Here is a 19,972-nt window from a genome sequence, read left to right as displayed (position 1 = left end):
CCCATTTTCTAAGACAAGGTGCACTTACGCCTATGAAGCCTTCTATCGTCGCTAAACTGGAAGCTCTGCACGAGCGCCATGAAGAAGTACAGGCGCTGCTCGGCGATGCCGGGACTATCGCAGACCAGGAACGTTTTCGCGCGCTTTCGCGTGAATATGCGCAGTTGAGTGATGTATCAAAATGCTTTACCGACTGGCGACAGGTTCAGGAAGATATTGAAACCGCGCAGATGATGCTCGACGATCCTGAGATGCGCGAGATGGCGCAGGAAGAGCTGCAGGATGCAAAAGCGCGTTCCGAAGAGATGGAGCAGCAGCTTCAGGTGCTGCTCCTGCCGAAAGATCCGGACGATGAACGTAACGCGTTTGTCGAAGTGCGCGCCGGGACCGGCGGTGACGAAGCGGCGCTCTTTGCCGGGGATCTGTTCCGCATGTACAGCCGCTACGCTGAATCGCGCCGCTGGCGCGTGGAGATCATGAGCGCCAACGAAGGCGAACATGGCGGCTACAAAGAGGTTATCGCCAAGATCAGCGGCGACGGCGTATACGGTCGTCTGAAGTTTGAATCCGGCGGTCACCGCGTGCAGCGCGTCCCGGCCACCGAATCTCAGGGCCGCATTCATACCTCCGCCTGTACGGTGGCGGTGATGCCGGAGCTGCCGGAAGCGGAACTGCCGGACATCAACCCGGCGGACCTGCGCATCGACACCTTCCGCTCCTCCGGGGCGGGCGGTCAGCACGTTAACACCACCGACTCCGCCATCCGCATTACCCACCTGCCGACCGGCATCGTGGTGGAGTGTCAGGACGAACGTTCGCAGCACAAAAACAAAGCCAAAGCGTTGTCCGTGCTGGGCGCGCGCATCCACGCGGCGGAAATGGCGAAGCGTCAGCAGGCGGAAGCCTCTACGCGTCGTAACCTGCTGGGCAGCGGCGATCGCAGCGACCGTAACCGCACCTACAACTTCCCTCAGGGGCGCGTGACCGACCACCGCATCAACCTGACCCTGTACCGTCTGGACGAGGTGATGGAAGGGAAGCTGGATATGCTGATTGAGCCTATCGTGCAGGAATACCAGGCCGACCAGCTGGCGGCGCTGTCCGAGCAGGAATAATGGATTTTCAGCGCTGGTTACGCGAGGCGGCCGGTGAGCTTTGCAAAAGCGAAAGCCCGAAGCGCGACGCCGAAATTTTGCTTGAGCATGTGACGGGTAAAGCCCGCACGTACCTGCTGGCATTCGGCGAAACTGAGCTGACCGCAGAGCAGGAAGCACGGCTCGCCGCGCTGCTTGCCCGCCGTAAAAACGGCGAGCCGGTGGCGCACCTTATCGGTGAGCGCGAGTTCTGGTCGCTACCGCTTTACGTCTCGGCGGCGACGCTGATCCCGCGTCCGGATACCGAGTGTCTGGTGGAGCAGGCGCTGGCACGTTTACCCGCAGCGGCCTGCCGCATTCTCGATCTCGGGACGGGAACAGGTGCTATCGCGCTGGCGCTGGCCAGCGAGCGGCCTGACTGCGATGTGATGGCAGTGGATGTGATGCCCGACGCGGTGGCGCTGGCGCTGCGTAACGTGGAACGTCTCGGGCTCAGCAACGTAACGGTGCTGCAAAGCAGCTGGTTTGCTGCGCTGGAGAACCGCTCATTTGCGATGATTGTCAGCAATCCTCCTTACATTGACGAACATGATCCGCACCTTGCGCAGGGGGATGTTCGCTTCGAACCGCTGACGGCGCTCGTGGCCGCCAACGCGGGATTAGCCGATCTTGATCATATTGTGACAACGTCACGAGAGCATTTGCTTCCCGGCGGCTGGCTGCTCGTGGAGCATGGATGGACGCAGGGAGAATCCGTGCGGGCACTGTTTACCCAGGCAGGCTACGCCGCTGTCGAAACCTGCCGCGACTACGGCGGCAACGAACGCCTGACGCTGGGGCAGTGGTCTTGAGTTCCGGGTATCTGCCATTTACTGATAAAGGCGTAAGGCTGACTGAAAGGCAGTTTGGCGTTATCATCTACATCGTTTTGAGTTTTATCGCGCCTGAGCGTCATTGTTCGCTCAGTCGTTACTGGGGTAAGTCATGAGGTCCTTAGCCGATTTCGAATTTAATAAAGTGCCGCTTTGCGATGGCATGATCCTGATTTCGGAGATGATACGCGACGATTTTACGTCGCAGTACGTCTACGATGAGCTGGAGAATCTGGTCAGCCTGGCGCGTGAAGAGATCAATCAGGCGCGCCCGCAGGACTGGCAATTAGAGAAGCTTCTGGAGCTTTTCTACGGCGAATGGGGTTTCTGCGACACGCGTGGCGTGTATCGCCTGTCTGACGCATTATGGCTGGACCATGTCTTAAAAAATCGTCAGGGCAGCGCCGTTGCGCTGGGCTCTATTTTGCTGTGGGTTGCGCACCGCCTGGATATTCCGCTGGTGCCGGTTATTTTCCCGACGCAGATGATCCTGCGTGCGGAGTGGCTGGACGGGGAGATGTGGCTCATTAATCCGTTTAACGGCGACACGCTGGACGAGCATACGCTGGACGTCTGGCTGAAAGGCAACATCAGCCCGGTGGCCGAGCTCTTTAACGAAGATCTCGACGAAGCCGACAACGCCGAAGTCATTCGCAAGCTGCTGGATACGCTGAAGTCAGCGCTGATGGAAGAGCGTCAGATGGAGCTGGCCTTGCGTGCCAGTGAAGTGCTGCTGCAGTTTAATCCGGAAGATCCGTACGAAATTCGCGACCGCGGGCTTATCTATGCCCAGCTCGACTGCGAGCACGTGGCGCTGAACGATCTGAGCTATTTCGTCGAGCAGTGTCCGGAAGATCCGATTAGCGAAATGATTCGCGCGCAGATCAACGCGATCTCGCACAAACAAATTACACTGCATTAATCTTAATTCCGATTCACACCTGAATAAGGCGATCCTATGAAACAAAAAGTGGTTAGCATTGGTGATATCAAGGTAGCAAACGACCTGCCGTTCGTGCTGTTTGGCGGTATGAACGTGCTGGAGTCCCGCGATCTCGCCATGCGTATCTGCGAGCACTACGTGACCGTGACCCAGAAGCTGGGCATTCCGTACGTGTTTAAGGCCTCTTTTGACAAAGCCAACCGCTCCTCCATCAACTCTTACCGTGGCCCTGGCCTGGAAGAGGGGATGAAAATTTTCCAGGAGCTGAAGCAGACGTTTGGCGTGAAAGTGATCACCGACGTGCATGAGTCCTGGCAGGCGCAGCCTGTGGCAGACGTGGTAGACGTAATCCAGCTTCCGGCGTTCCTGGCGCGTCAGACCGACCTGGTTGCCGCGATGGCGAAAACCGGTGCCGTGATTAACGTGAAAAAACCGCAGTTCGTGAGCCCGGGCCAGATGGGTAACATCGTTGATAAGTTTATCGAAGGCGGTAACGACAAGATTATTCTGTGCGACCGTGGCGCTAACTTCGGTTACGACAACCTGGTGGTGGACATGCTGGGCTTCAGCGTCATGAAGAACGTCTCTAACCAGTCGCCGGTGATCTTCGACGTTACCCACGCGCTGCAGTGCCGCGACCCGTTTGGTGCAGCCTCTGGTGGCCGTCGTGCTCAGGTGACCGAGCTGGCGCGCGCCGGTATGGCGACCGGCCTGGCAGGTCTGTTCATTGAAGCGCACCCGGATCCGGCTAACGCGAAATGCGATGGTCCATCCGCGCTGCCGCTGGATAAGCTGGAGCCGTTCCTGAAGCAGATCAAAGCGATTGACGATCTGGTGAAAAGCTTCGACGAGCTGGATACCAGCAACTAATAAAAAAACCCGCTTCGGCGGGTTTTTTTATGGGACATATTGCCGGGTAAGCGAAGCGCCGCTAGGCAAAAGACTACGCAAAGATCGTCATCAAATACGCTACAAACAGCGCCATATGCGCCGCGCCGTTCAGGACATTGGTGCGGCCAGTGGAGAATGAAATCTGGCACAGCAGCAGCGAGGCCACCATCACAATCATCTCCGGTGCGCCCAGCGCAAACTGCAGCTCGTTACCGGTCATAAAGGCAATCAGCGTCACCACCGGCACGGTGAGTGAAATGGTCGCCAGCACGGAGCCGAAGAACAGATTCATCGCACGCTGCACCTGATTGTTCAGCACCGCCTTCAGCGCACCTAAACCCTCAGGGGAGAGGATCAGCAGCGCCACCAGGAAACCGGTAAAGGCCACCGGCGCGTTCAGCTCGGTTAACAGCGTCTCCAGCGGGTTGGCGTTCATCTTGGTGACGGCAATCACCGCAATCAGATGCACGATCAGCCAAACCGTGTGCCACAGGCTGCTGTGGGCCGACGGCTTGCCGTGGTGCGGGTCATCGTCGTCGCTGTCATCTTCATGTTCGTAAACAAACAGGCTCTGGTGCGTTTTGGTCTGAATGAGCAGGAACACGCCGTACATGGCGGCGGAAATCAGCGCGACCAGCAGCGACTGGCCGGTGGAGAAATTTGCGCCCGGCAGCGCCATCGGGAAGACCAGCACGATGATGGCCAGCGGGAAGAGGGCAATCAGATACTGTTTAATGCCGAAAAGATTCATGTACTGGGTCGCAAATTTGCGTCCGCCCAGCAGCAGAGAGAAGCCTACCAGGCCGCCCGTCACAATCATAATGATGGAGTAAAGCGTATCGCGCATCAGGGTCGGGGCGGCATCGCCGGTTGCCATCAACGCGGAAATCAGGCTGACTTCGAGAATAACGACGGAAAGGCTGAGAATTAAAGAGCCATAAGGCTCGCCCAGGCGGTGGGCTAATACGTCCGCATGACGAACGACGCTAAACGCGCTGGTTAAAATGCCCACCAGGGCAAGAATATTGATACCAACCACCACTGGCAGTGACTGACTGCTTCCCCAGAAGAGCAGCACAGCCAGTGCCAGAACCGGGAAAATGAGAGACGTCTCCTTGTGGCGGGTCTTTACCGCCTCGTGTGTTGCTGTCATGTGCTTCTCCATCAATGCAGGTGCTTGTAATTATAGATAGATTTTAAGGGCAATAAATTAACAGAAATCTGTTAAATAACCTTTATTTTTTACTTAATTTTACCCTTTGTTATGGTTTTCTTGTTTAATGCCTATAATAAGATATTTCTTTTAAATATATGTTTAATAACAATGAATTATGAAATTCATCTGTTCATTGTTTATGACCGGCTGGCACACCGGCGTATCGTCGTCCACACTTAACTCTTTAGGCAAAAGAGAGGTTAGTGATGCCAAATAAAACGAAACGCGAATTACCCGATAACGTGAAAAACGTCCTGCCCGAACACGCGCAGGATATCTACAAAGAAGCGTTTAACAGCGCCTGGGATCAGTACAAAGATAAAGACGATCGGCGGGATGATGCCAGCCGGGAAGAGACGGCGCACAAGGTCGCCTGGGCCGCAGTAAAACATGACTATGAGAAAGGAGACGATGATAAATGGCATAAGAAGAAATAGCCGTGAAATTATTCGCTGCCTTCATTTTGACTTTTCAGGCGGTTGAACTGCCGTTGTATTGCAACTGGTCCGCTAATTGCTTATCGTAATTTGACTGCTGGCAAAATGACCAGCACAGAATGCCGGGAAGGCGAATTACAGATGTCGCAAGGAAGCATGCAGTGGCGGAGGTGTAAAGTGTTAACGCGTGATTTCTTAATGAAGGCAGATTGTAAGACGGCATTTGGTGCTATTGAGGAATCGCTTCTCTGGTCAGCTGAACAACGTGCGGCGTCGCTCGCTGCCACGCTTGCCTGCCGCCCGGATGATGGCCCGGTATGGATTTTTGGCTACGGTTCACTGATGTGGAACCCGGCTCTCGAATTTGTTGAATCGGCAACCGGCACGCTGCCCGGCTGGCATCGCGCATTTTGCCTGCGCCTGACGGCCGGACGCGGCAGCGCCTGTCAGCCAGGGCGCATGCTTGCACTAAAAGAGGGCGGACGCACCACGGGCGTCGCGTATCGCCTTCCGGATGCCACGCTCGAAGAGGAGCTGACGCTGCTCTGGAAGCGCGAGATGATCACCGGCTGCTATATGCCGAGCTGGTGCAAGCTGGAGCTCGACGACGGGCGCACCGTTAACGCGCTGGTATTTATTATGGATCCGCGCCACCCGCTGTATGAAGCGGACACCCGCACGCAGGTGATTGCCCCGTTAATTGCCGCCGCCAGCGGGCCGCTGGGCACCAACGCGCAATATCTCTTCTCCCTCGATCAGGAGCTGACCCGCCTCGGCATGCAGGACGATTGTCTGAATGAGCTGGTGGTGAAAGTGAAGGCGCTGCTGGAAGGGAACCCGCTCAACAGCACGCTGCGACCGGGTTTTGCCTGAGAATACGCCCGGCGAGCCGGGCGTTTAAATTACGCTGCCACGTAGCTGACCGAATGCTCCAGCGACTGGCTGTGGCTGTCGATCAGCACATCCCACGTGCCGGTATACGGCACGGTAAGCCAGGCCTTGTCATCCTGCACGGTCAGAATATCCGCCTGGGATTGCTTCTGTGCTTTCGCACTCATCAGATGAATACGACAGCGCTCTGAGCAACGCACCACCACCGTATCCCCGCCAAACAGTTTCAAACTTGTTTTCACCAGTGCCATTTTCTACCCCGTCGATTTTGCCCATCCCGAGCGTGATGTTGTTCACAAAATACTCATTGCATAACACCAAAGCGGGGAGCGAGGGATGCTGATTTTGATCAAAAAATGGCATAACGATTAAACAAAAATGACAATATTCCTGAAACCTTTCAGCTGACGCGCGTTTACTCTGTTTAACACGCGCCTGAAGAAAATTAAATGCGGAAATGGCCGGCGGTTTCAGCAAGGTCGCCCGCCTGGCTTTGCAATGCGCTGGCGGCCGCGGCGGACTGCACCACCAGCTCGGCATTCTGCTGCACCATTCTGTCGAGATGGGTCACCGCGTGGTTGATCTCGTGAATGCCTTTCATCTGCTCGCTGGTGGCAATCGAGATCTCGCGCATGATGCCGGAGACGCTGCCGATGCTGGAGCGGATCTCATCCATGCTTTCCCCGGCCAGATGCACGTAGCGCGAGCCGGTGGCCACGCTGTCGGTGGTGGAGTCGATAAGCGATTTGATCTCTTTCGCCGCCTGGGCGCTGCGGCTGGCGAGGTTCCGCACTTCACCGGCTACCACGGCGAACCCGCGGCCCTGCTCACCGGCACGCGCCGCCTCGACGGAGGCGTTCAGCGCCAGAATGTTGGTCTGGAAGGCGATGCCGTCGATCACGCTGGTGATATCGCCAATCTTAGCGGACGCCACTTCGATGGACTGCATGGTGCTGATGGCTTGCGAAACCACTTCACCGCCGCGCGCTGCGGCCGCAGAGGCCTTGCTGGCCTGGTCGTTGGCTTCTGCTGCCGATTCATTCGACTGGGTGACGGAGGCGGTGATCTCTTCCACGGCGCTGGCGGTTTCGCGAAGGCTGGATGCCGCCTGCTCGGTACGGCCTGAAAGATCCTGGTTACCTGCCGCAATCTCCTGCGCGGCGTTTTTCACCGAGGCGCTGGCGTCGCGGAGCTGAACCATCACCACCGAGAGCTTATCGCTGAAGGCGTTAAACGCCTGCGCAATTTGCGCCACTTCGTCATCACCGCTGTCCGGCAGGCGCTGGGACAGATCGTTAGTGCCGTTGGCAATGTTGTGCATCGCGTCACGAATGTCGGACAGGCGCTTCAGCAGGCGGGCAATCAGGACGTGAACAATGGCGCCGCTCAGGAGTGCGAGGATCACCAGCGAAATCGCCGACGCTTTCAGCAGGGAACGCATGCCGGAGGTGGCATCGCTGCTGTCGAGGGCGACGACCAGGAGCCAGTTCGTGCCCGGCACGGCTGAGGCGATAAAGGTTTTTTCCTCGTCATTCAGCGTTCCGTCGACCGGATTACCGCTCTTCAGCGCCGCAAGGTCGATGCCTTTGATCGTCTCGGCAAACGGCTTCAGCGTCAGGGCCGGCTCGTTGGCGGCAATCACCGTGCCGTCGCTGTTCAGAAGCAACCCGCTGCTGGCCGGCGTGGGGTGGATCCCGCGCACGTTCGCCACCACGCTATCCATGGCGACATCGCCCGCCACCACCGCTTTCAGAGCGCCATTCTCCTTCACCGGCACGGCAAACGTGACCACCAGCTTCCCGGTCCCGGCATCAACGTAGGGTGCCGTTACCACCGGGCCGTCCGTGCTCACCACCTGTTGATACCAGGGACGAACGGTGGGGTCATAATCCGCCGGGACGCCTGTCGGGTCTGAGAATTTCGCCGTCTTGCTGGCGTAGCCCACGTAAACGTTGGTGAAACCGCCCGCCAGGGCAAGCTGCTTAAACGCCGGAACCGGATCGTCAGCCAGCGCGATGCTCTGCGCGGAGGTAATCACCGTCATTTTGCTTTTGACCCAGTCGGCAATCGCCATGTTGTGGCTGGCGCGGGTGCTGGTCAGAATATCGTGCTGGGACTGCTGGTTATCCTGGCGCGTGACCTGGAAGTTAATTACGGTATTGAGAAGAAGGGCGACGACGAGGCAGCCTGTCGTCGCGGCGATAATGCGTGCGCGAATGGATCTGAACATAAGTGAAATACCTGCTGTGTTGTTTCCATGCCTATCGGCAACCCCGCAGGTAAACTTGATGCTGAAACCGCGTCCATAAGAAAATAATATTTTTACGGGTTTATTATTAAAAAGTTAATACTTTATCCGCGGTCAGCGTCCATTCGGCCAGTTCAACCAGCGTACCGATTTCTACGCCCTCGATCAGCGGCAGCCCGGTAATGCCGCGCCCGTCGGTGCAGGTCTTACAGAGTTTTACCGGCACGTCCTGCGCGGTCAGGATCTCCAGCATCTGCTGAATGTTGTAGCCTTCCGCCGGTTTTTGACCCTTCAGCCCGGCGGTCACGGCATCGGACATTAAAAATATCCGCAATACCAGATCGCTCTCTTTTTCGCGTAGCGCGATCGCCAGGCGCAGGCTGTTGAAAAGGGATTCGCTGCCGTAAGCCGCACCGTTGGCGACGATCACAATCTTCTGCATGTTGACTCCTGTTCTTATAAAGGCACGAATATTGCTTAATTTCCCCGGAGTTTCGCTGTCCGGGAGAGTAAGCATGACATTAATGGCTGGCATTTCGCCAGGTGCAACCGAATGGCTCCAGCGCGCAAGGCGGATGCGCCGGGAGCAGCTCAGCAGGCTGGCGCAGCTGAACGTGCTGGTGCGCGGTATTAGCCAGCTGGTGCATATGCTCCAGTGCGAGCGCGGCGCATCTAACGTCTGGCTCTGCTCACAGGGTAAGCTCTATGCGCCTGAATGCAAAGCCAGCCGGGCGCTGGTGGACGAAAACCTTGCTGCACTGAACGACATTCTTGGAAAACAGTCCGCCTTTCCGGGAAGCGCCGTTTGCGAACGTATCGGCAATGCGCTGCTCACGCTGGAGACGCTTCCTGCGCTGCGCGACGGTGTAAATCGGCAAACGCTGACGGCTCCGCAGGCAATGGAGCACTACTCCCGCATGCTGCGCCACCTGCTCAGTATCGTACCGCAGCTTAATGACAGCATTGACGACCCGCAAATCGCGGGCCGTTTCGTCGCGCTATATAGCCTGATGCAGGGGAAAGAGCTGGCGGGACAAGAGCGGGCCCTGGGGGCGATTGGCTTCACGCAGGGCTTTTTCGATGATGTGACCCGCCAGCGGCTGGTTGACCGCATTGACGGGCAGCAGGCCTGCTTTGAGATCTTTCTCTCCCACAGCCAGGCCGACGTGCAGACTTCGTTCTCCCTTAATTGTCAGCCCGATCGTGAGACGGAGCAGCTCCGGCGCGTGGCCTGTACCCGCCAGCCTGCTGCAGACAATGGACATACCGCACTCGCCTGGTTTGCGCTGCAAACGGCGCGGCTGGAGCATCTGCGCGCGCTGGAGGAGACGATCATCGCCGATCTGATGGTCGCGGTGGATGAGCGTATTCAGCGCGACGAGGCGTACCCGCTTCCCGGGGATGAACAGGACGATCCGCTGGCGCACTACCCGGATAAACCGCTGCTGACCCTGGTTCGCCAGCAGGCACGAGAGATAGAGCAGCTTTCCCGCCAGCTCGCGTCGCTGCGCGATACGCTTGAGGAGCGCAAAACCATTGATAAAGCCAAAAGCGTGCTGATGACCCACCAGAACATGAGTGAAGAACAGGCCTGGACAACGCTGCGCAAAATGGCGATGGACAAGAACCAGCGCATGGTCGATATCGCCCGCGCGCTGCTTACGGTGAAGAGCGTCTGGCAGGTAACACCAAAGGAGTAGCTGCACAATCAGCGGGCATTTTATGCCTGATTGAGGTGCGTGAACGCGGGCAAAACCCGGTTTTCGGCCCTGAAAGAGGGTCTTTAAACCTGGCACTGGCTTTGCATTATTTAATTAACCATTTTTGACGGTGCGCCAACGGCGGTGCATCCGTCTTCGGGATAAAGGCGTCCAGCGGTGCTTCGGCACGGCGGGCGCTTTTTTTTGGCTTTTTTTCGGGAGCGGTTATGGCGGATTTGTCGAGACGGCGATTTTTGCAGGCCAGCATGCTGGCGAGTGGTGCAGCGCTGTTACCGGGTGTTATGCAGGCTGCCTGGGCGGCTGGCTCAGATAAACCGGAACAGGAGACGGTGCGCGTCGGGTTTATCCCGTTGACCGACTGCGCGCCGGTGGTTATCGCAGCGTTAAAAGGCTTTGATAAAAAATACGGTATCACCATCGTTCCCACCAAAGAGGCGAGCTGGGCGGCGGTGCGCGACAAGCTGGTGGCGGGAGAACTGGACGCCGCACACATTCTTTACGGTCTGCTGTACGGGCTGGAGCTGGGCATCGCCGGCAAGCCGCAGCAGATGGCGAACCTGATGACGCTCAATCAGAACGGCCAGGCCATCACGCTTTCAAGCGATCTGGCGGAGAAGGGCGTTCGCGATCTCGACGGGCTGAAAACGCTGATCGGGCAGCAGGCGCCGGGAACCTACACCTTCGCGCACACCTTCCCGACCGGGACGCATGCCATGTGGCTTTACTACTGGCTGGCCAGCGCGGGCATTAACCCCTTTGACGACGTGCGCACGGTGGTGGTGCCGCCGCCGCAGATGGTGATGAACATGCGCATCGGCAACATGGTGGGCTTCTGCGTCGGCGAGCCGTGGAACGCGCGGGCGATTAACGACCGGATCGGCTTTACCGCCGCCACGTCGCAGTCCATCTGGGCCGATCATCCGGAAAAGATCCTCGGCACGCGCCGCGACTGGGTGGAGAAAAACCCGCACACCGCCCGGGCGCTGGTGAGCGCGGTGCTGGAGGCCGCGCGCTGGATCGAGGCGTCCCCGGAAAACAAACGCGAAACCGCGCAGATCCTCTCTCGCCGGGCGTGGCTCAACTGCAAAGAACAGTATCTCACCGGGCGCATGCTCGGCGAGTACGACAACGGCCTGGGCCAGCGCTGGCAGGACGCGCACCCGATCCGCTTCTTCAACGAGGGGGCTGTGAGCTACCCGTATCTCTCCGACGGCATGTGGTTCTTAACCCAGTTCCGCCGCTGGGGCTTGCTCAAAGCCGCGCCGGACTACGCGGGCATCGCGCAGCGCATCAACCAGACCGCGGTCTGGCAGGATGCCGCCACCGCCGTCGGCGGCATGTCCACGCCGTCATCACCGTACCGCAGCAGCACGCTGATGGACGGCACCGTCTGGAACGGCACCGATCCGGAAGGGTACGCCAGCCGTTTCGCCATTCACCGTAAAGGGGCCTGATTATGCCGCATCTGCAAAACACGAAACCACAAGAGACGCCAGAGAGCGGGGAAGTGATTGTCCTGCCTCCGGTACAGGTTCGCCGTCGCACGCCCGCGTTAGCGCGCCGGATGAACGACTTTTTCCAGCGAGTTATCCCGGCGCTGCTCGGCCTCGGGCTGCTGGTGGTGCTCTGGCAACTGGCGGCGATAAACAGCAAAGGCTTCCCGACGCCGCTCAGCACGCTTGATTCCGCCATTACCCTGTTTGCCGACCCGTTTTATCGCGACGGGCCTAACGATATGGGCATTGGCTGGAACGTGCTTGCTTCACTGCAGCGCGTCGCCATCGGCTTTGGCCTGGCAGCGCTGGCGGGTATTCCGCTGGGCTTTTTGATTGGCCGCTTCACCTTTTTCTCGCGCATGTTCAACCCGCTGATTGCGCTTCTGCGGCCGGTCAGCCCGCTGGCCTGGCTGCCCATCGGCCTGCTGCTGTTCCAGAAAGCGGAGCCCGCGTCGAGCTGGACCATTTTCATCTGCTCTATCTGGCCGATGGTGATCAACACCGCCGAAGGCGTGCGCCGCATTCCGCAGGACTACCTCAACGTCGCCCGCGTATTGCAGCTTTCCGAGTGGACGATCATGCGCCGCATACTCTTCCCGGCTGTGCTACCTGCTGTGCTAACCGGGGTGCGCCTCTCCATCGGCATCGCCTGGCTGGTGATTGTCGCCGCCGAGATGCTCACCGGGGGGCTGGGTATCGGCTTCTGGATCTGGAACGAGTGGAACAACCTCAACGTTGAAAACATTCTGATCGCCATCGTCATCATCGGCGTGGTCGGGTTGCTGCTGGAGCAGGGGTTGATGCTGATCGCCCGTCGCTTTAGCTGGCAGGAAAAATAAGGAGCGAACATGAAACCATTAATTCAGGTCCAGGCCGTGAGCCAACGTTTTTCCACCGCCAGCGGCGAGTTTCTGGCGCTGCAGAACGTCTCTTTTGATATCCACGAGGGCGAAACCGTGAGTCTTATCGGCCACTCCGGCTGCGGCAAGTCGACGCTGCTTAACCTTATCGCCGGGATCGCGCTGCCGACGGAAGGCGGGCTGATTTGCGACAACCGCGAAATCGCCGGGCCTGGGCCCGAGCGCGCGGTGGTGTTCCAGAACCATTCGCTGCTGCCGTGGCTGACCTGCTTCGACAACGTGGCGCTGGCGGTGGATCAGGTGTTCCGTCACACCATGAGCAAGGCCGAGCGCAAAGAGTGGATCGAGCACAACCTCGACCGCGTGCAGATGGGACACGCGCTGCACAAGCGTCCGGGGGAGATCTCCGGCGGCATGAAGCAGCGCGTCGGGATTGCCCGTGCGCTGGCGATGAAGCCGAAAGTGCTGCTGATGGATGAGCCGTTCGGCGCGCTGGATGCGCTGACGCGCGCCCATCTGCAGGACTCGGTGATGCAGATCCAGCAGGCGCTGAACACCACCATCGTGCTCATTACCCACGACGTGGACGAGGCGGTGCTGCTCTCCGATCGCGTGCTGATGATGACCAACGGCCCGGCGGCCACCGTCGGGGAGATCCTGCGCGTTGACCTGCCGCGCCCGCGCAACCGGGTGCAGCTGGCGGACGACAGCCGCTATCACCACATGCGCCAGCAGATCCTCCATTTCCTCTACGAAAAACAGCCGAAAGCGGCGTAACGAGGGGGCGTTGATGCGACTGGTCATTATCGGGAATGGCATGGCGGCAACCCGGCTGATTGCTTCGCTCACCGGGCGAGCTTCCGGTCGGTTCGCTATCACCGTCATCGGTGACGAGCCGGAGCATGCCTATAACCGCATCCAGCTTTCGCCGGTGCTGGGAGGGGAAAAAACGGCTGCGGGCATCTGCCTTCAGGATGACCACTGGTACCAGGAGCGCGGCGTGACGGTGCTGCGGGGCGAAAAGGCACTCGCCGTGAACGTGGACGCGCGGGAAGTGCAAACCACCGCCCGCACGCTGGGCTGGGATGCGCTGGTATTTGCCACCGGGTCAACGCCGTTTGTGCCGCCGATTCCTGGGGGCGATGCGCCGCACGTCTTCACGTTCCGTACCCTGGAGGATACCCGCGCCATTCAGGCGATCGCCGGTCCGGCGGTAGTGCTGGGGGGCGGCGTGCTCGGCGTTGAGACGGCGGCAGCGCTGGCTCGTTCAGGTGACAACGTCACGCTCGTTCATCGCGGCCCGTGGCTGATGGAGCAGCAGCTGGACCAGCAGGCGGGCGTACTGCTTGAAGAGGCGCTGGCGGCGCGGGGCGTGCGCTCTGAACTCGCCTCCGGCATCGCGGCGATTAACGGGAATAGCGTGACGCTGCTCAACGGACGCCGCGTCGCCGCCGCGCGCGTGGTGCTGGCGACCGGCGTGCACCCCAACGTCGCACTGGCGCAGGCCAGCGGTGTTCGCTGCGCGCGCGGCATCGTGCTGGATAGCCAGATGCGGACCTCCGCACCGGACGTCTACGCCATTGGCGAGTGCTGCGAAATTGACGGCCAGACCTTTGGCCTGGTCGCCCCCTGTATGACGCAGGCGGATATTCTCGCCGCGCGGCTGGCGGGTGACACAGCCGCGCCGTTTGCCCTCACCGACAACGGCGTGCGCCTCAAGGTGACCGGCGTGGAGCTGTTCAGCCTCGGGCGCGCGACGGTGCAGGAGGACGATGTGGTCTGGAGTTCCTGGGATCCGCTAACCCGTCACTATCGTCGGTTACTGATCCATCAGGGTGCGCTGGCTGGCGTGCTGCTGATGGGCGACTGCCGCAGCGCGGCAACATTTACCGATTTATTGGCAACGGCTGCGCCCGCACGCGCGGACTGGCTGTTCGATCGTTTCACTACGCAACCGCAGGTTGCAGGACAGAACGCTATGACAAAACCTACTCTGGTGGTGGTTGGGCACGGTATGGTCGGCCATCATTTTCTCGAAGACTGCGTTAACCGCAATCTGCATCAGCAGTATCAGATCGTTGTCTTTGGTGAGGAGCGCTATGCCGCCTATGACCGCGTGCATCTGTCGGAATACTTTGGCGGCCGAAGCGCGGCGTCGCTCTCGCTGGTGGAGGGGGAGTTCTTTGCCGATAACGGCATTGAGCTGCGCCTCTCGCAGCAGATCGTCGCTATCGATCGCGACGCGCGCGTGGTGCGTACCGCCTGCGGGCATGAGACCCACTGGGACAAGCTGGTGCTGGCGACCGGCTCATACCCGTTCGTACCGCCGGTACCGGGCAACGATCTGCCGGGCTGCTTTGTCTACCGCACCCTTGACGACCTGGACAACATAGCGGCCCACGCGGCGGGCTCGCGTCGTGGCGTGGTGATTGGCGGCGGTCTGCTCGGGCTGGAAGCCGCAAATGCTCTGAAACAGCTCGGGCTGGAAACGCACGTGGTGGAGTTTGCGCCCAATCTGATGGCGGTGCAGCTTGATAATGACGGCGCGGCGATGCTGCGCAGGAAAATCGAGGCGCTGGGCGTTGGCGTTCACACCAGTAAAGCCACCACGGACATTGCTGCGACGAACGACGGGCTGGTGCTGCGCTTCGCCGACGGTGAACAGCTGGAAACGGACATGGTGGTCTTCTCTGCCGGTATTCGTCCTCAGGACGCGCTGGCGCGCAGCAGCGGGCTGGCTGTCGGCGAGCGCGGCGGGATCTGCATTGATGACGCCTGCCGGACCTCCGATCCGAACGTGCTTGCCATCGGTGAATGCGCCCTGTGGGAGGGGAAAATCTTTGGCCTGGTGGCGCCGGGCTACCAGATGGCGCGCGTGGCCGCCGCCGCGCTCGCGGGCGAAGATAAGACCTTCACCGGGGCAGATATGAGCACTAAGCTCAAGCTGCTCGGCGTGGACGTGGCGTCGTTTGGCGATGCTCACGGGCGCACGCCGGGGGCGCTAAGCTACCAGTGGACGCACGGCCCGCAGCAAATCTACAAAAAAATCGTGGTCAGCCACGACGGCCAAACGCTGCTCGGCGGCGTGCTGGTGGGCGATGCCAGCGAATACGCCACGCTGGTGCAGATGATGCTTAACGGCATCAGCCTGCCGAAAGAGCCGGAAACGCTGATACTACCCACGTTGTCAGGCAGCGCGCCAAAAGCGCTGGGCGTGGCGGCGCTGCCGGAAAGCGCGCAGATCTGTTCGTGTCATAACGTCAGCAAAGGCGATATCTGCCGGGCGGTGAGCGCGGGCGCAGCGGATATCGGCGCCGTTAAGCAGTGCACCAAAGCGGCGACCGGCTGCGGGGGCTGCAGCGCGCTGGTGAAGCAGGTGATGGAGTTCCAGCTTGCCGAGCAGGGCGTGGAGGTGAAAAAGGACATCTGCGAACACTTCCCGTACTCGCGCCAGGAGATTTACCATCTGGTGCGCGTCAACCATATCCGCACCTTTGAGCAGCTGAGCAGCCGCTACGGTCAGGGGCACGGGTGCGAAATATGTAAGCCGCTGGTGGGGTCAGTGCTGGCCTCCTGCTGGAACGAATACCTGCTGAAGCCGGCGCATCTGCCATTGCAGGACACCAACGACCGCTACTTCGCCAATATTCAGAAGGACGGGACGTATTCCATCGTGCCGCGCATGCCCGCAGGAGAAGTGACCGCCGACGGGCTGATTGCCATCGGCCAGATTGCGAAACGCTACGGCCTGTACAGCAAAATCACCGGCGGGCAGCGTATCGACCTGTTTGGCGCCACCCTGGAACAGCTGCCGGAGATCTGGCAGGCGCTGGTGGAGGCCGGGTTTGAAACCGGGCACGCTTACGGGAAATCCCTGCGCACGGTGAAATCCTGCGTCGGGTCGACCTGGTGCCGCTACGGTGTGCAGGACTCCACTGGTCTCGCGGTCAGACTGGAGCACCGCTACAAGGGCCTGCGCGCCCCACACAAAATCAAAATGGCCGTTTCCGGCTGCACCCGCGAGTGCGCGGAGGCGCAGAGCAAGGACGTGGGGGTGATTGCCACGGACAAAGGCTGGAACCTCTATCTGTGCGGCAACGGCGGGATGAAGCCTCGCCATGCGGATCTCTTCGCCAGCGATCTGGATGACGAAACGCTGATCCGCACCGTCGACCGTTTCCTGATGTTCTACATCCGCACGGCGGATCGCCTGCAGCGCACCAGCACCTGGATGGACAACCTGGAGGGCGGCCTCGACTATCTGCGTGAGGTGATCCTCAACGACAGCCTGGGCATCGCCCACGAGCTGGAGCAGGAGATGGCCCGGGTAGTCGAGACGTACCAGTGCGAATGGCAAACCACGCTCAACGATCCTGACCGCCTGGCGCTGTTCCGCACCGCGGTGAACGTCGCGCCGTCGGAAGAAAGCAAGCGCTGGCAGGAAATCTGCGGCATTGACGATATCCCGGAGCAGGCGGGCATTGGCGCGCGTCTTGGCCGTAAACCGATCGCGCTGTTCCGCTTTGGTCAAACTGTTTATGCCCTGGACGACCTGGAGCCGGGCAGCCGCGCGAACGTGCTGTCACGCGGCATTCTCGGCGATGCGGCGGGCGAACCGGTCGTTATTTCTCCGCTCTACAAGCAGCGCATTCGCCTGCGCGACGGCTGTCAGGTGGAGAGTGGCGAACCCGCTGTGCGCGCCTGGCCGGTCAAAATTGAAAATGGCAAGGTGTGGGTCGGCAACGAAGAGCTGGTGATGCGCGCGGAGGCCTCATGACGGAAACCAGGACAACGTGCCCCTACTGCGGGGTCGGCTGCGGCGTGATCGCCAGCGTGGAGGATGGAGCGGTCAGCGTTCGGGGGGACGACACCCACCCTGCAAACTTTGGCCGCCTGTGCGTGAAAGGATCGGCCCTGGGGGAGACAACGGGCTTGCAGGGGCGATTGCTGTACCCCGTTGTCGATGGACTTGAGGTGGACTGGTCCCAGGCGCTGAACGCGGCGGGCGAGCGACTGCGGGAGATCATCGACACATGGGGGCCACGGGCGGTGGCGTTTTATGCCTCCGGCCAGCTGTTAACCGAGGACTACTATGCCGCCAACAAGCTGATGAAAGGGTTTATCGGCGCGGCGAACATCGATACCAACTCCCGGCTCTGCATGTCCTCGGCGGTGGTGGGCTACAGGCGCGCCTTTGGCGAAGACGTGGTGCCGTGCAGCTACGAGGATGTGGAAAACAGCGATCTGGTGGTGCTGGCTGGCTCGAACGCGGCCTGGACGCATCCGGTGCTCTATCAGCGTCTGGTGCAGGCAAAGCACATCAATCCACAGATGAAGGTGGTGGTGATTGACCCGCGTAAAACCGCTACCTGCGATATTGCCGACCTGCATCTGGCGCTTAAACCCGGCAGCGATGCCGGGCTGTTTGTGGGGTTGCTCAATCTGATCCAGGGCACCGATGAGTGGCCGATTGACCGCGTGGCGGCGTTTTGCGACCTTCCGGCAGAGGATATTGGTACCTTTTACGACTGGTTTGTTACCGTGCCTCGCGCCATTACGCTCTACACCATGGGGATTAACCAGTCCTCCAGCGGCAGCGACAAGTGCAGCGCCATCATTAACGTGCATCTTGCCAGCGGGAAGTTCAACCGTCCGGGCTGCGGCCCGTTTTCGCTGACCGGACAGCCAAACGCCATGGGCGGCCGGGAAGTGGGCGGGCTGGCGAACCAGCTGGCGGCGCATATGAGCTTCGAGCCGGACGATCTTTCGCGGGTGGCGCGTTTCTGGGGAACGGAACGGCTGGCGCAGACGCCGGGGCTGATGGCGGTGGAACTGTTTGACGCCATCGCCCGCGGCGAGGTGAAGGCGGTGTGGATCATGGGCACCAATCCTGCCGTGTCGCTGCCGGACAGCCACGCTGTGTGTCAGGCGCTGGCGGCCTGTCCGCTGGTGATTGTCTCTGAGGTGATGAAAGATACCGACACCAGCCGGTTCGCCCATATCCGTTTTCCGGCGCTGGGCTGGGGGGAGAAGGACGGCACGGTGACCAATTCCGAGCGGCGCATTTCGCGCCAGCGCGCGTTTCTGCCCGCGCCGGGTGAGGCGAAGCCGGACTGGTGGATCGTGGCTCAGATTGCAAAACGTCTGGGCTACGGCGAGGCCTTTGCCTGGCAACATCCGCAGGAGATTTTTTGCGAACATGCGGCGCTGACGGCGTTTGAAAATGACGGTGCGCGGGCGTTGAACCTTCAGGAACTGGCGGGGTTAACCCGTGAAGCGTGGGAGACGCTTGAGCCGTACCAGTGGCCGACGGGAAATTTACCGCGTCGAAACGTAGTGCCTGTCGATCCGCTGCCGCACGGCGCGACGGCTACCGCGCTATACCCGGCGATCCTCAACACTGGCCGTATCCGCGACCAGTGGCACACCATGACCCGTACGGGATACGTGCCCCGGCTGATGCAGCATATCGCGGAGCCATTTGTTGAGGTCTGCGCCGCAGACGCCATTCGGTTTTCACTGTGCGACGGCCAGCTGGCGCGGATCGGCTCGCCGCGCGGCGTGATGGTGGCCAGAGTACGAATCAACGACGGAATACGGGAAGGCGAAGCGTTTGCTCCTATGCACTGGAACGCTGAGTTTGCCCGCCAGGGAAAGGTTAACGCGCTGGTGGAAGGACGCGTCGATCCGGCTTCCGGGCAGCCGGAGAGTAAGCAAACCGCCGTCAGAATCATGCCCTGGCAGCCCGCCTGGCAGGGGGAGCTCTATGCCCGGGAATGGCCGGAAATCCCCTCTTCGGTTCACTGGTGGCGTAAAGCCTCGCGAATGACGATAGCGGGTGAAAAGCCGCTGCTGTCGTGGGTCATGGACTATGCCAGCGGCCGGGGCTGGCAGCTGCAGGTTGCGCAAACCGGGGAACGCAGCAGCGTACTGGCCTGGCATAACGGCCATCTGATGCTGGGTTTCTGGGAAGGCACCGCCTTGCCCGATCTGGCGCACCCGGTGATAGAAGCCGCTTTTCAGTCACCACCCTCGACTCCCGCAGAACGCCATGCGCTGCTGAACGGGCAGGGCGTGGGGAAGGTTACAGATCCGGGGCGCATCATCTGCAGCTGTTTCAGCGTTGGAGAAAACGCGATACGGGAGGCGATTGCCGGAGGCTGCGGTTCCGTTACCGCGCTGGGGGCGACGTTACGGTGCGGCACGAACTGCGGTTCGTGCGTGCCTGAGCTCAAAACAATGTTTCAGGAAATTCCGGAAAATTCCCCGTAAAGCTGCAAAGAGGGAGAAATCACGTTAAGGT

General features: G+C 60.1%; 16 protein-coding genes and 1 pseudogene. 13 read left to right on the top strand and 4 right to left on the bottom strand.

Features of this window, described 5'->3' with window-relative positions:
* Positions 1 to 32: 32 nt before the first annotated feature.
* From prfA to kdsA, 5 genes and pseudogenes are all read left to right on the top strand, one after another.
* Positions 33 to 1,115, top strand: a complete 1,083-nt coding sequence (gene prfA / locus IM284_RS22085; protein WP_021240360.1) for a peptide chain release factor 1 — start codon at positions 33 to 35, stop codon at positions 1,113 to 1,115.
* Complete coding sequence (gene prmC, locus IM284_RS22080) at positions 1,115 to 1,945, top strand: peptide chain release factor N(5)-glutamine methyltransferase (RefSeq protein WP_047368721.1); 831 nt, start codon at positions 1,115 to 1,117, stop codon at positions 1,943 to 1,945. The genes prfA and prmC overlap by 1 nt, the downstream gene beginning before the upstream one ends.
* A gap of 8 nt (positions 1,946 to 1,953) precedes the next feature.
* Positions 1,954 to 2,037, top strand: a pseudogene (locus IM284_RS23475) (siroheme synthase); the annotation flags it as partial.
* Between the two features lie 41 nt (positions 2,038 to 2,078).
* A complete protein-coding gene (gene sirB1 / locus IM284_RS22075; RefSeq protein ID WP_047368720.1) occupies positions 2,079 to 2,888 on the top strand; it encodes an invasion regulator SirB1 in 810 nt (269 codons plus the stop codon).
* Positions 2,889 to 2,924: 36 nt separating this feature from the next.
* A complete protein-coding gene (kdsA, locus tag IM284_RS22070; RefSeq protein ID WP_028013459.1) occupies positions 2,925 to 3,779 on the top strand; it encodes a 3-deoxy-8-phosphooctulonate synthase in 855 nt (284 codons plus the stop codon).
* A gap of 73 nt (positions 3,780 to 3,852) precedes the next feature.
* Here kdsA and chaA read toward each other — a convergent pair whose 3' ends face one another.
* Positions 3,853 to 4,953 (bottom strand): sodium-potassium/proton antiporter ChaA, encoded by a 1,101-nt coding sequence (gene chaA, locus IM284_RS22065; RefSeq protein WP_047368718.1) that lies wholly within the window; start codon positions 4,951 to 4,953, stop codon positions 3,853 to 3,855.
* A gap of 269 nt (positions 4,954 to 5,222) precedes the next feature.
* On the opposite strand from chaA, the gene chaB reads away from it, so the two are divergent.
* Together chaB and IM284_RS22055 are read left to right on the top strand one after the other, a co-directional pair.
* Complete coding sequence (chaB, locus tag IM284_RS22060; RefSeq protein ID WP_193055926.1) at positions 5,223 to 5,453, top strand: putative cation transport regulator ChaB; 231 nt, start codon at positions 5,223 to 5,225, stop codon at positions 5,451 to 5,453.
* 177 nt (positions 5,454 to 5,630) lie between these two features.
* On the top strand, positions 5,631 to 6,326 hold the full coding sequence (locus tag IM284_RS22055; RefSeq protein ID WP_028013457.1) for a gamma-glutamylcyclotransferase: 696 nt from the start codon (positions 5,631 to 5,633) through the stop codon (positions 6,324 to 6,326).
* Between the two features lie 29 nt (positions 6,327 to 6,355).
* Here IM284_RS22055 and IM284_RS22050 read toward each other — a convergent pair whose 3' ends face one another.
* The 3 genes from IM284_RS22050 to IM284_RS22040 all read right to left on the bottom strand — a co-directional run bounded on the left by IM284_RS22050 (position 6,356) and on the right by IM284_RS22040 (position 9,034).
* Complete coding sequence (locus IM284_RS22050; RefSeq protein WP_013096243.1) at positions 6,356 to 6,595, bottom strand: DUF1883 domain-containing protein; 240 nt, start codon at positions 6,593 to 6,595, stop codon at positions 6,356 to 6,358.
* Positions 6,596 to 6,789: 194 nt separating this feature from the next.
* The gene (locus tag IM284_RS22045; protein WP_047368717.1) at positions 6,790 to 8,574 is read right to left on the bottom strand and encodes a methyl-accepting chemotaxis protein; all 1,785 of its coding nucleotides are present in this window, start codon (positions 8,572 to 8,574) and stop codon (positions 6,790 to 6,792) included.
* Between the two features lie 106 nt (positions 8,575 to 8,680).
* Complete coding sequence (locus IM284_RS22040; protein ID WP_028013455.1) at positions 8,681 to 9,034, bottom strand: DsrE/DsrF/TusD sulfur relay family protein; 354 nt, start codon at positions 9,032 to 9,034, stop codon at positions 8,681 to 8,683.
* Between the two features lie 73 nt (positions 9,035 to 9,107).
* On the opposite strand from IM284_RS22040, the gene nasR reads away from it, so the two are divergent.
* From nasR to IM284_RS22010, 6 genes are all read left to right on the top strand, one after another.
* Positions 9,108 to 10,292, top strand: a complete 1,185-nt coding sequence (nasR, locus tag IM284_RS22035; RefSeq protein ID WP_045261104.1) for a nitrate regulatory protein NasR — start codon at positions 9,108 to 9,110, stop codon at positions 10,290 to 10,292.
* A 227-nt stretch (positions 10,293 to 10,519) separates the two neighbouring features.
* Positions 10,520 to 11,767, top strand: a complete 1,248-nt coding sequence (locus tag IM284_RS22030) for a CmpA/NrtA family ABC transporter substrate-binding protein (RefSeq protein WP_047364933.1) — start codon at positions 10,520 to 10,522, stop codon at positions 11,765 to 11,767.
* Positions 11,768 to 11,769: 2 nt separating this feature from the next.
* Positions 11,770 to 12,648, top strand: coding sequence for a nitrate ABC transporter permease (gene ntrB / locus IM284_RS22025; RefSeq protein ID WP_047364934.1), 879 nt, complete (start codon positions 11,770 to 11,772; stop codon positions 12,646 to 12,648).
* Positions 12,649 to 12,657: 9 nt separating this feature from the next.
* Positions 12,658 to 13,446 (top strand): ABC transporter ATP-binding protein, encoded by a 789-nt coding sequence (locus IM284_RS22020; RefSeq protein WP_045630583.1) that lies wholly within the window; start codon positions 12,658 to 12,660, stop codon positions 13,444 to 13,446.
* Between the two features lie 13 nt (positions 13,447 to 13,459).
* Positions 13,460 to 17,446, top strand: a complete 3,987-nt coding sequence (nirB, locus tag IM284_RS22015) for a nitrite reductase large subunit NirB (RefSeq protein ID WP_082131818.1) — start codon at positions 13,460 to 13,462, stop codon at positions 17,444 to 17,446.
* Positions 17,443 to 19,941 carry a nitrate reductase gene (locus IM284_RS22010; protein ID WP_047368716.1) on the top strand — a complete coding sequence of 833 codons (2,499 nt, stop codon included), beginning with the start codon at positions 17,443 to 17,445 and terminating at the stop codon, positions 19,939 to 19,941. Before nirB ends, IM284_RS22010 begins: the two co-directional genes overlap by 4 nt.
* Positions 19,942 to 19,972: the final 31 nt, after the last annotated feature.

It is taken from the genome of Enterobacter cloacae complex sp. P12RS (assembly GCF_014895875.1).
GTDB lineage: Bacteria > Pseudomonadota > Gammaproteobacteria > Enterobacterales > Enterobacteriaceae > Enterobacter > Enterobacter bugandensis.
This window is presented reverse-complemented; position numbering and strand designations above follow the sequence as displayed.

Excerpts from the sequence above, each read along its gene's own strand:
- chaB (WP_193055926.1), top strand. The coding sequence starts at position 5,223 with ATGCCAAATAAAACGAAACGCGAATTACCCGATAACGTGAAAAACGTC.
- chaA (WP_047368718.1), bottom strand. The coding sequence starts at position 4,953 with ATGACAGCAACACACGAGGCGGTAAAGACCCGCCACAAGGAGACGTCT.
- prmC (WP_047368721.1), top strand. The coding sequence starts at position 1,115 with ATGGATTTTCAGCGCTGGTTACGCGAGGCGGCCGGTGAGCTTTGCAAA.
- IM284_RS22020 (WP_045630583.1), top strand. The coding sequence starts at position 12,658 with ATGAAACCATTAATTCAGGTCCAGGCCGTGAGCCAACGTTTTTCCACC.
- IM284_RS22045 (WP_047368717.1), bottom strand. The coding sequence starts at position 8,574 with ATGTTCAGATCCATTCGCGCACGCATTATCGCCGCGACGACAGGCTGC.
- IM284_RS22030 (WP_047364933.1), top strand. The coding sequence starts at position 10,520 with ATGGCGGATTTGTCGAGACGGCGATTTTTGCAGGCCAGCATGCTGGCG.
- sirB1 (WP_047368720.1), top strand. The coding sequence starts at position 2,079 with ATGAGGTCCTTAGCCGATTTCGAATTTAATAAAGTGCCGCTTTGCGAT.
- nirB (WP_082131818.1), top strand. The coding sequence starts at position 13,460 with ATGCGACTGGTCATTATCGGGAATGGCATGGCGGCAACCCGGCTGATT.
- IM284_RS22010 (WP_047368716.1), top strand. The coding sequence starts at position 17,443 with ATGACGGAAACCAGGACAACGTGCCCCTACTGCGGGGTCGGCTGCGGC.
- IM284_RS22040 (WP_028013455.1), bottom strand. The coding sequence starts at position 9,034 with ATGCAGAAGATTGTGATCGTCGCCAACGGTGCGGCTTACGGCAGCGAA.
- prfA (WP_021240360.1), top strand. The coding sequence starts at position 33 with ATGAAGCCTTCTATCGTCGCTAAACTGGAAGCTCTGCACGAGCGCCAT.
- IM284_RS22050 (WP_013096243.1), bottom strand. The coding sequence starts at position 6,595 with ATGGCACTGGTGAAAACAAGTTTGAAACTGTTTGGCGGGGATACGGTG.
- nasR (WP_045261104.1), top strand. The coding sequence starts at position 9,108 with ATGACATTAATGGCTGGCATTTCGCCAGGTGCAACCGAATGGCTCCAG.
- kdsA (WP_028013459.1), top strand. The coding sequence starts at position 2,925 with ATGAAACAAAAAGTGGTTAGCATTGGTGATATCAAGGTAGCAAACGAC.
- ntrB (WP_047364934.1), top strand. The coding sequence starts at position 11,770 with ATGCCGCATCTGCAAAACACGAAACCACAAGAGACGCCAGAGAGCGGG.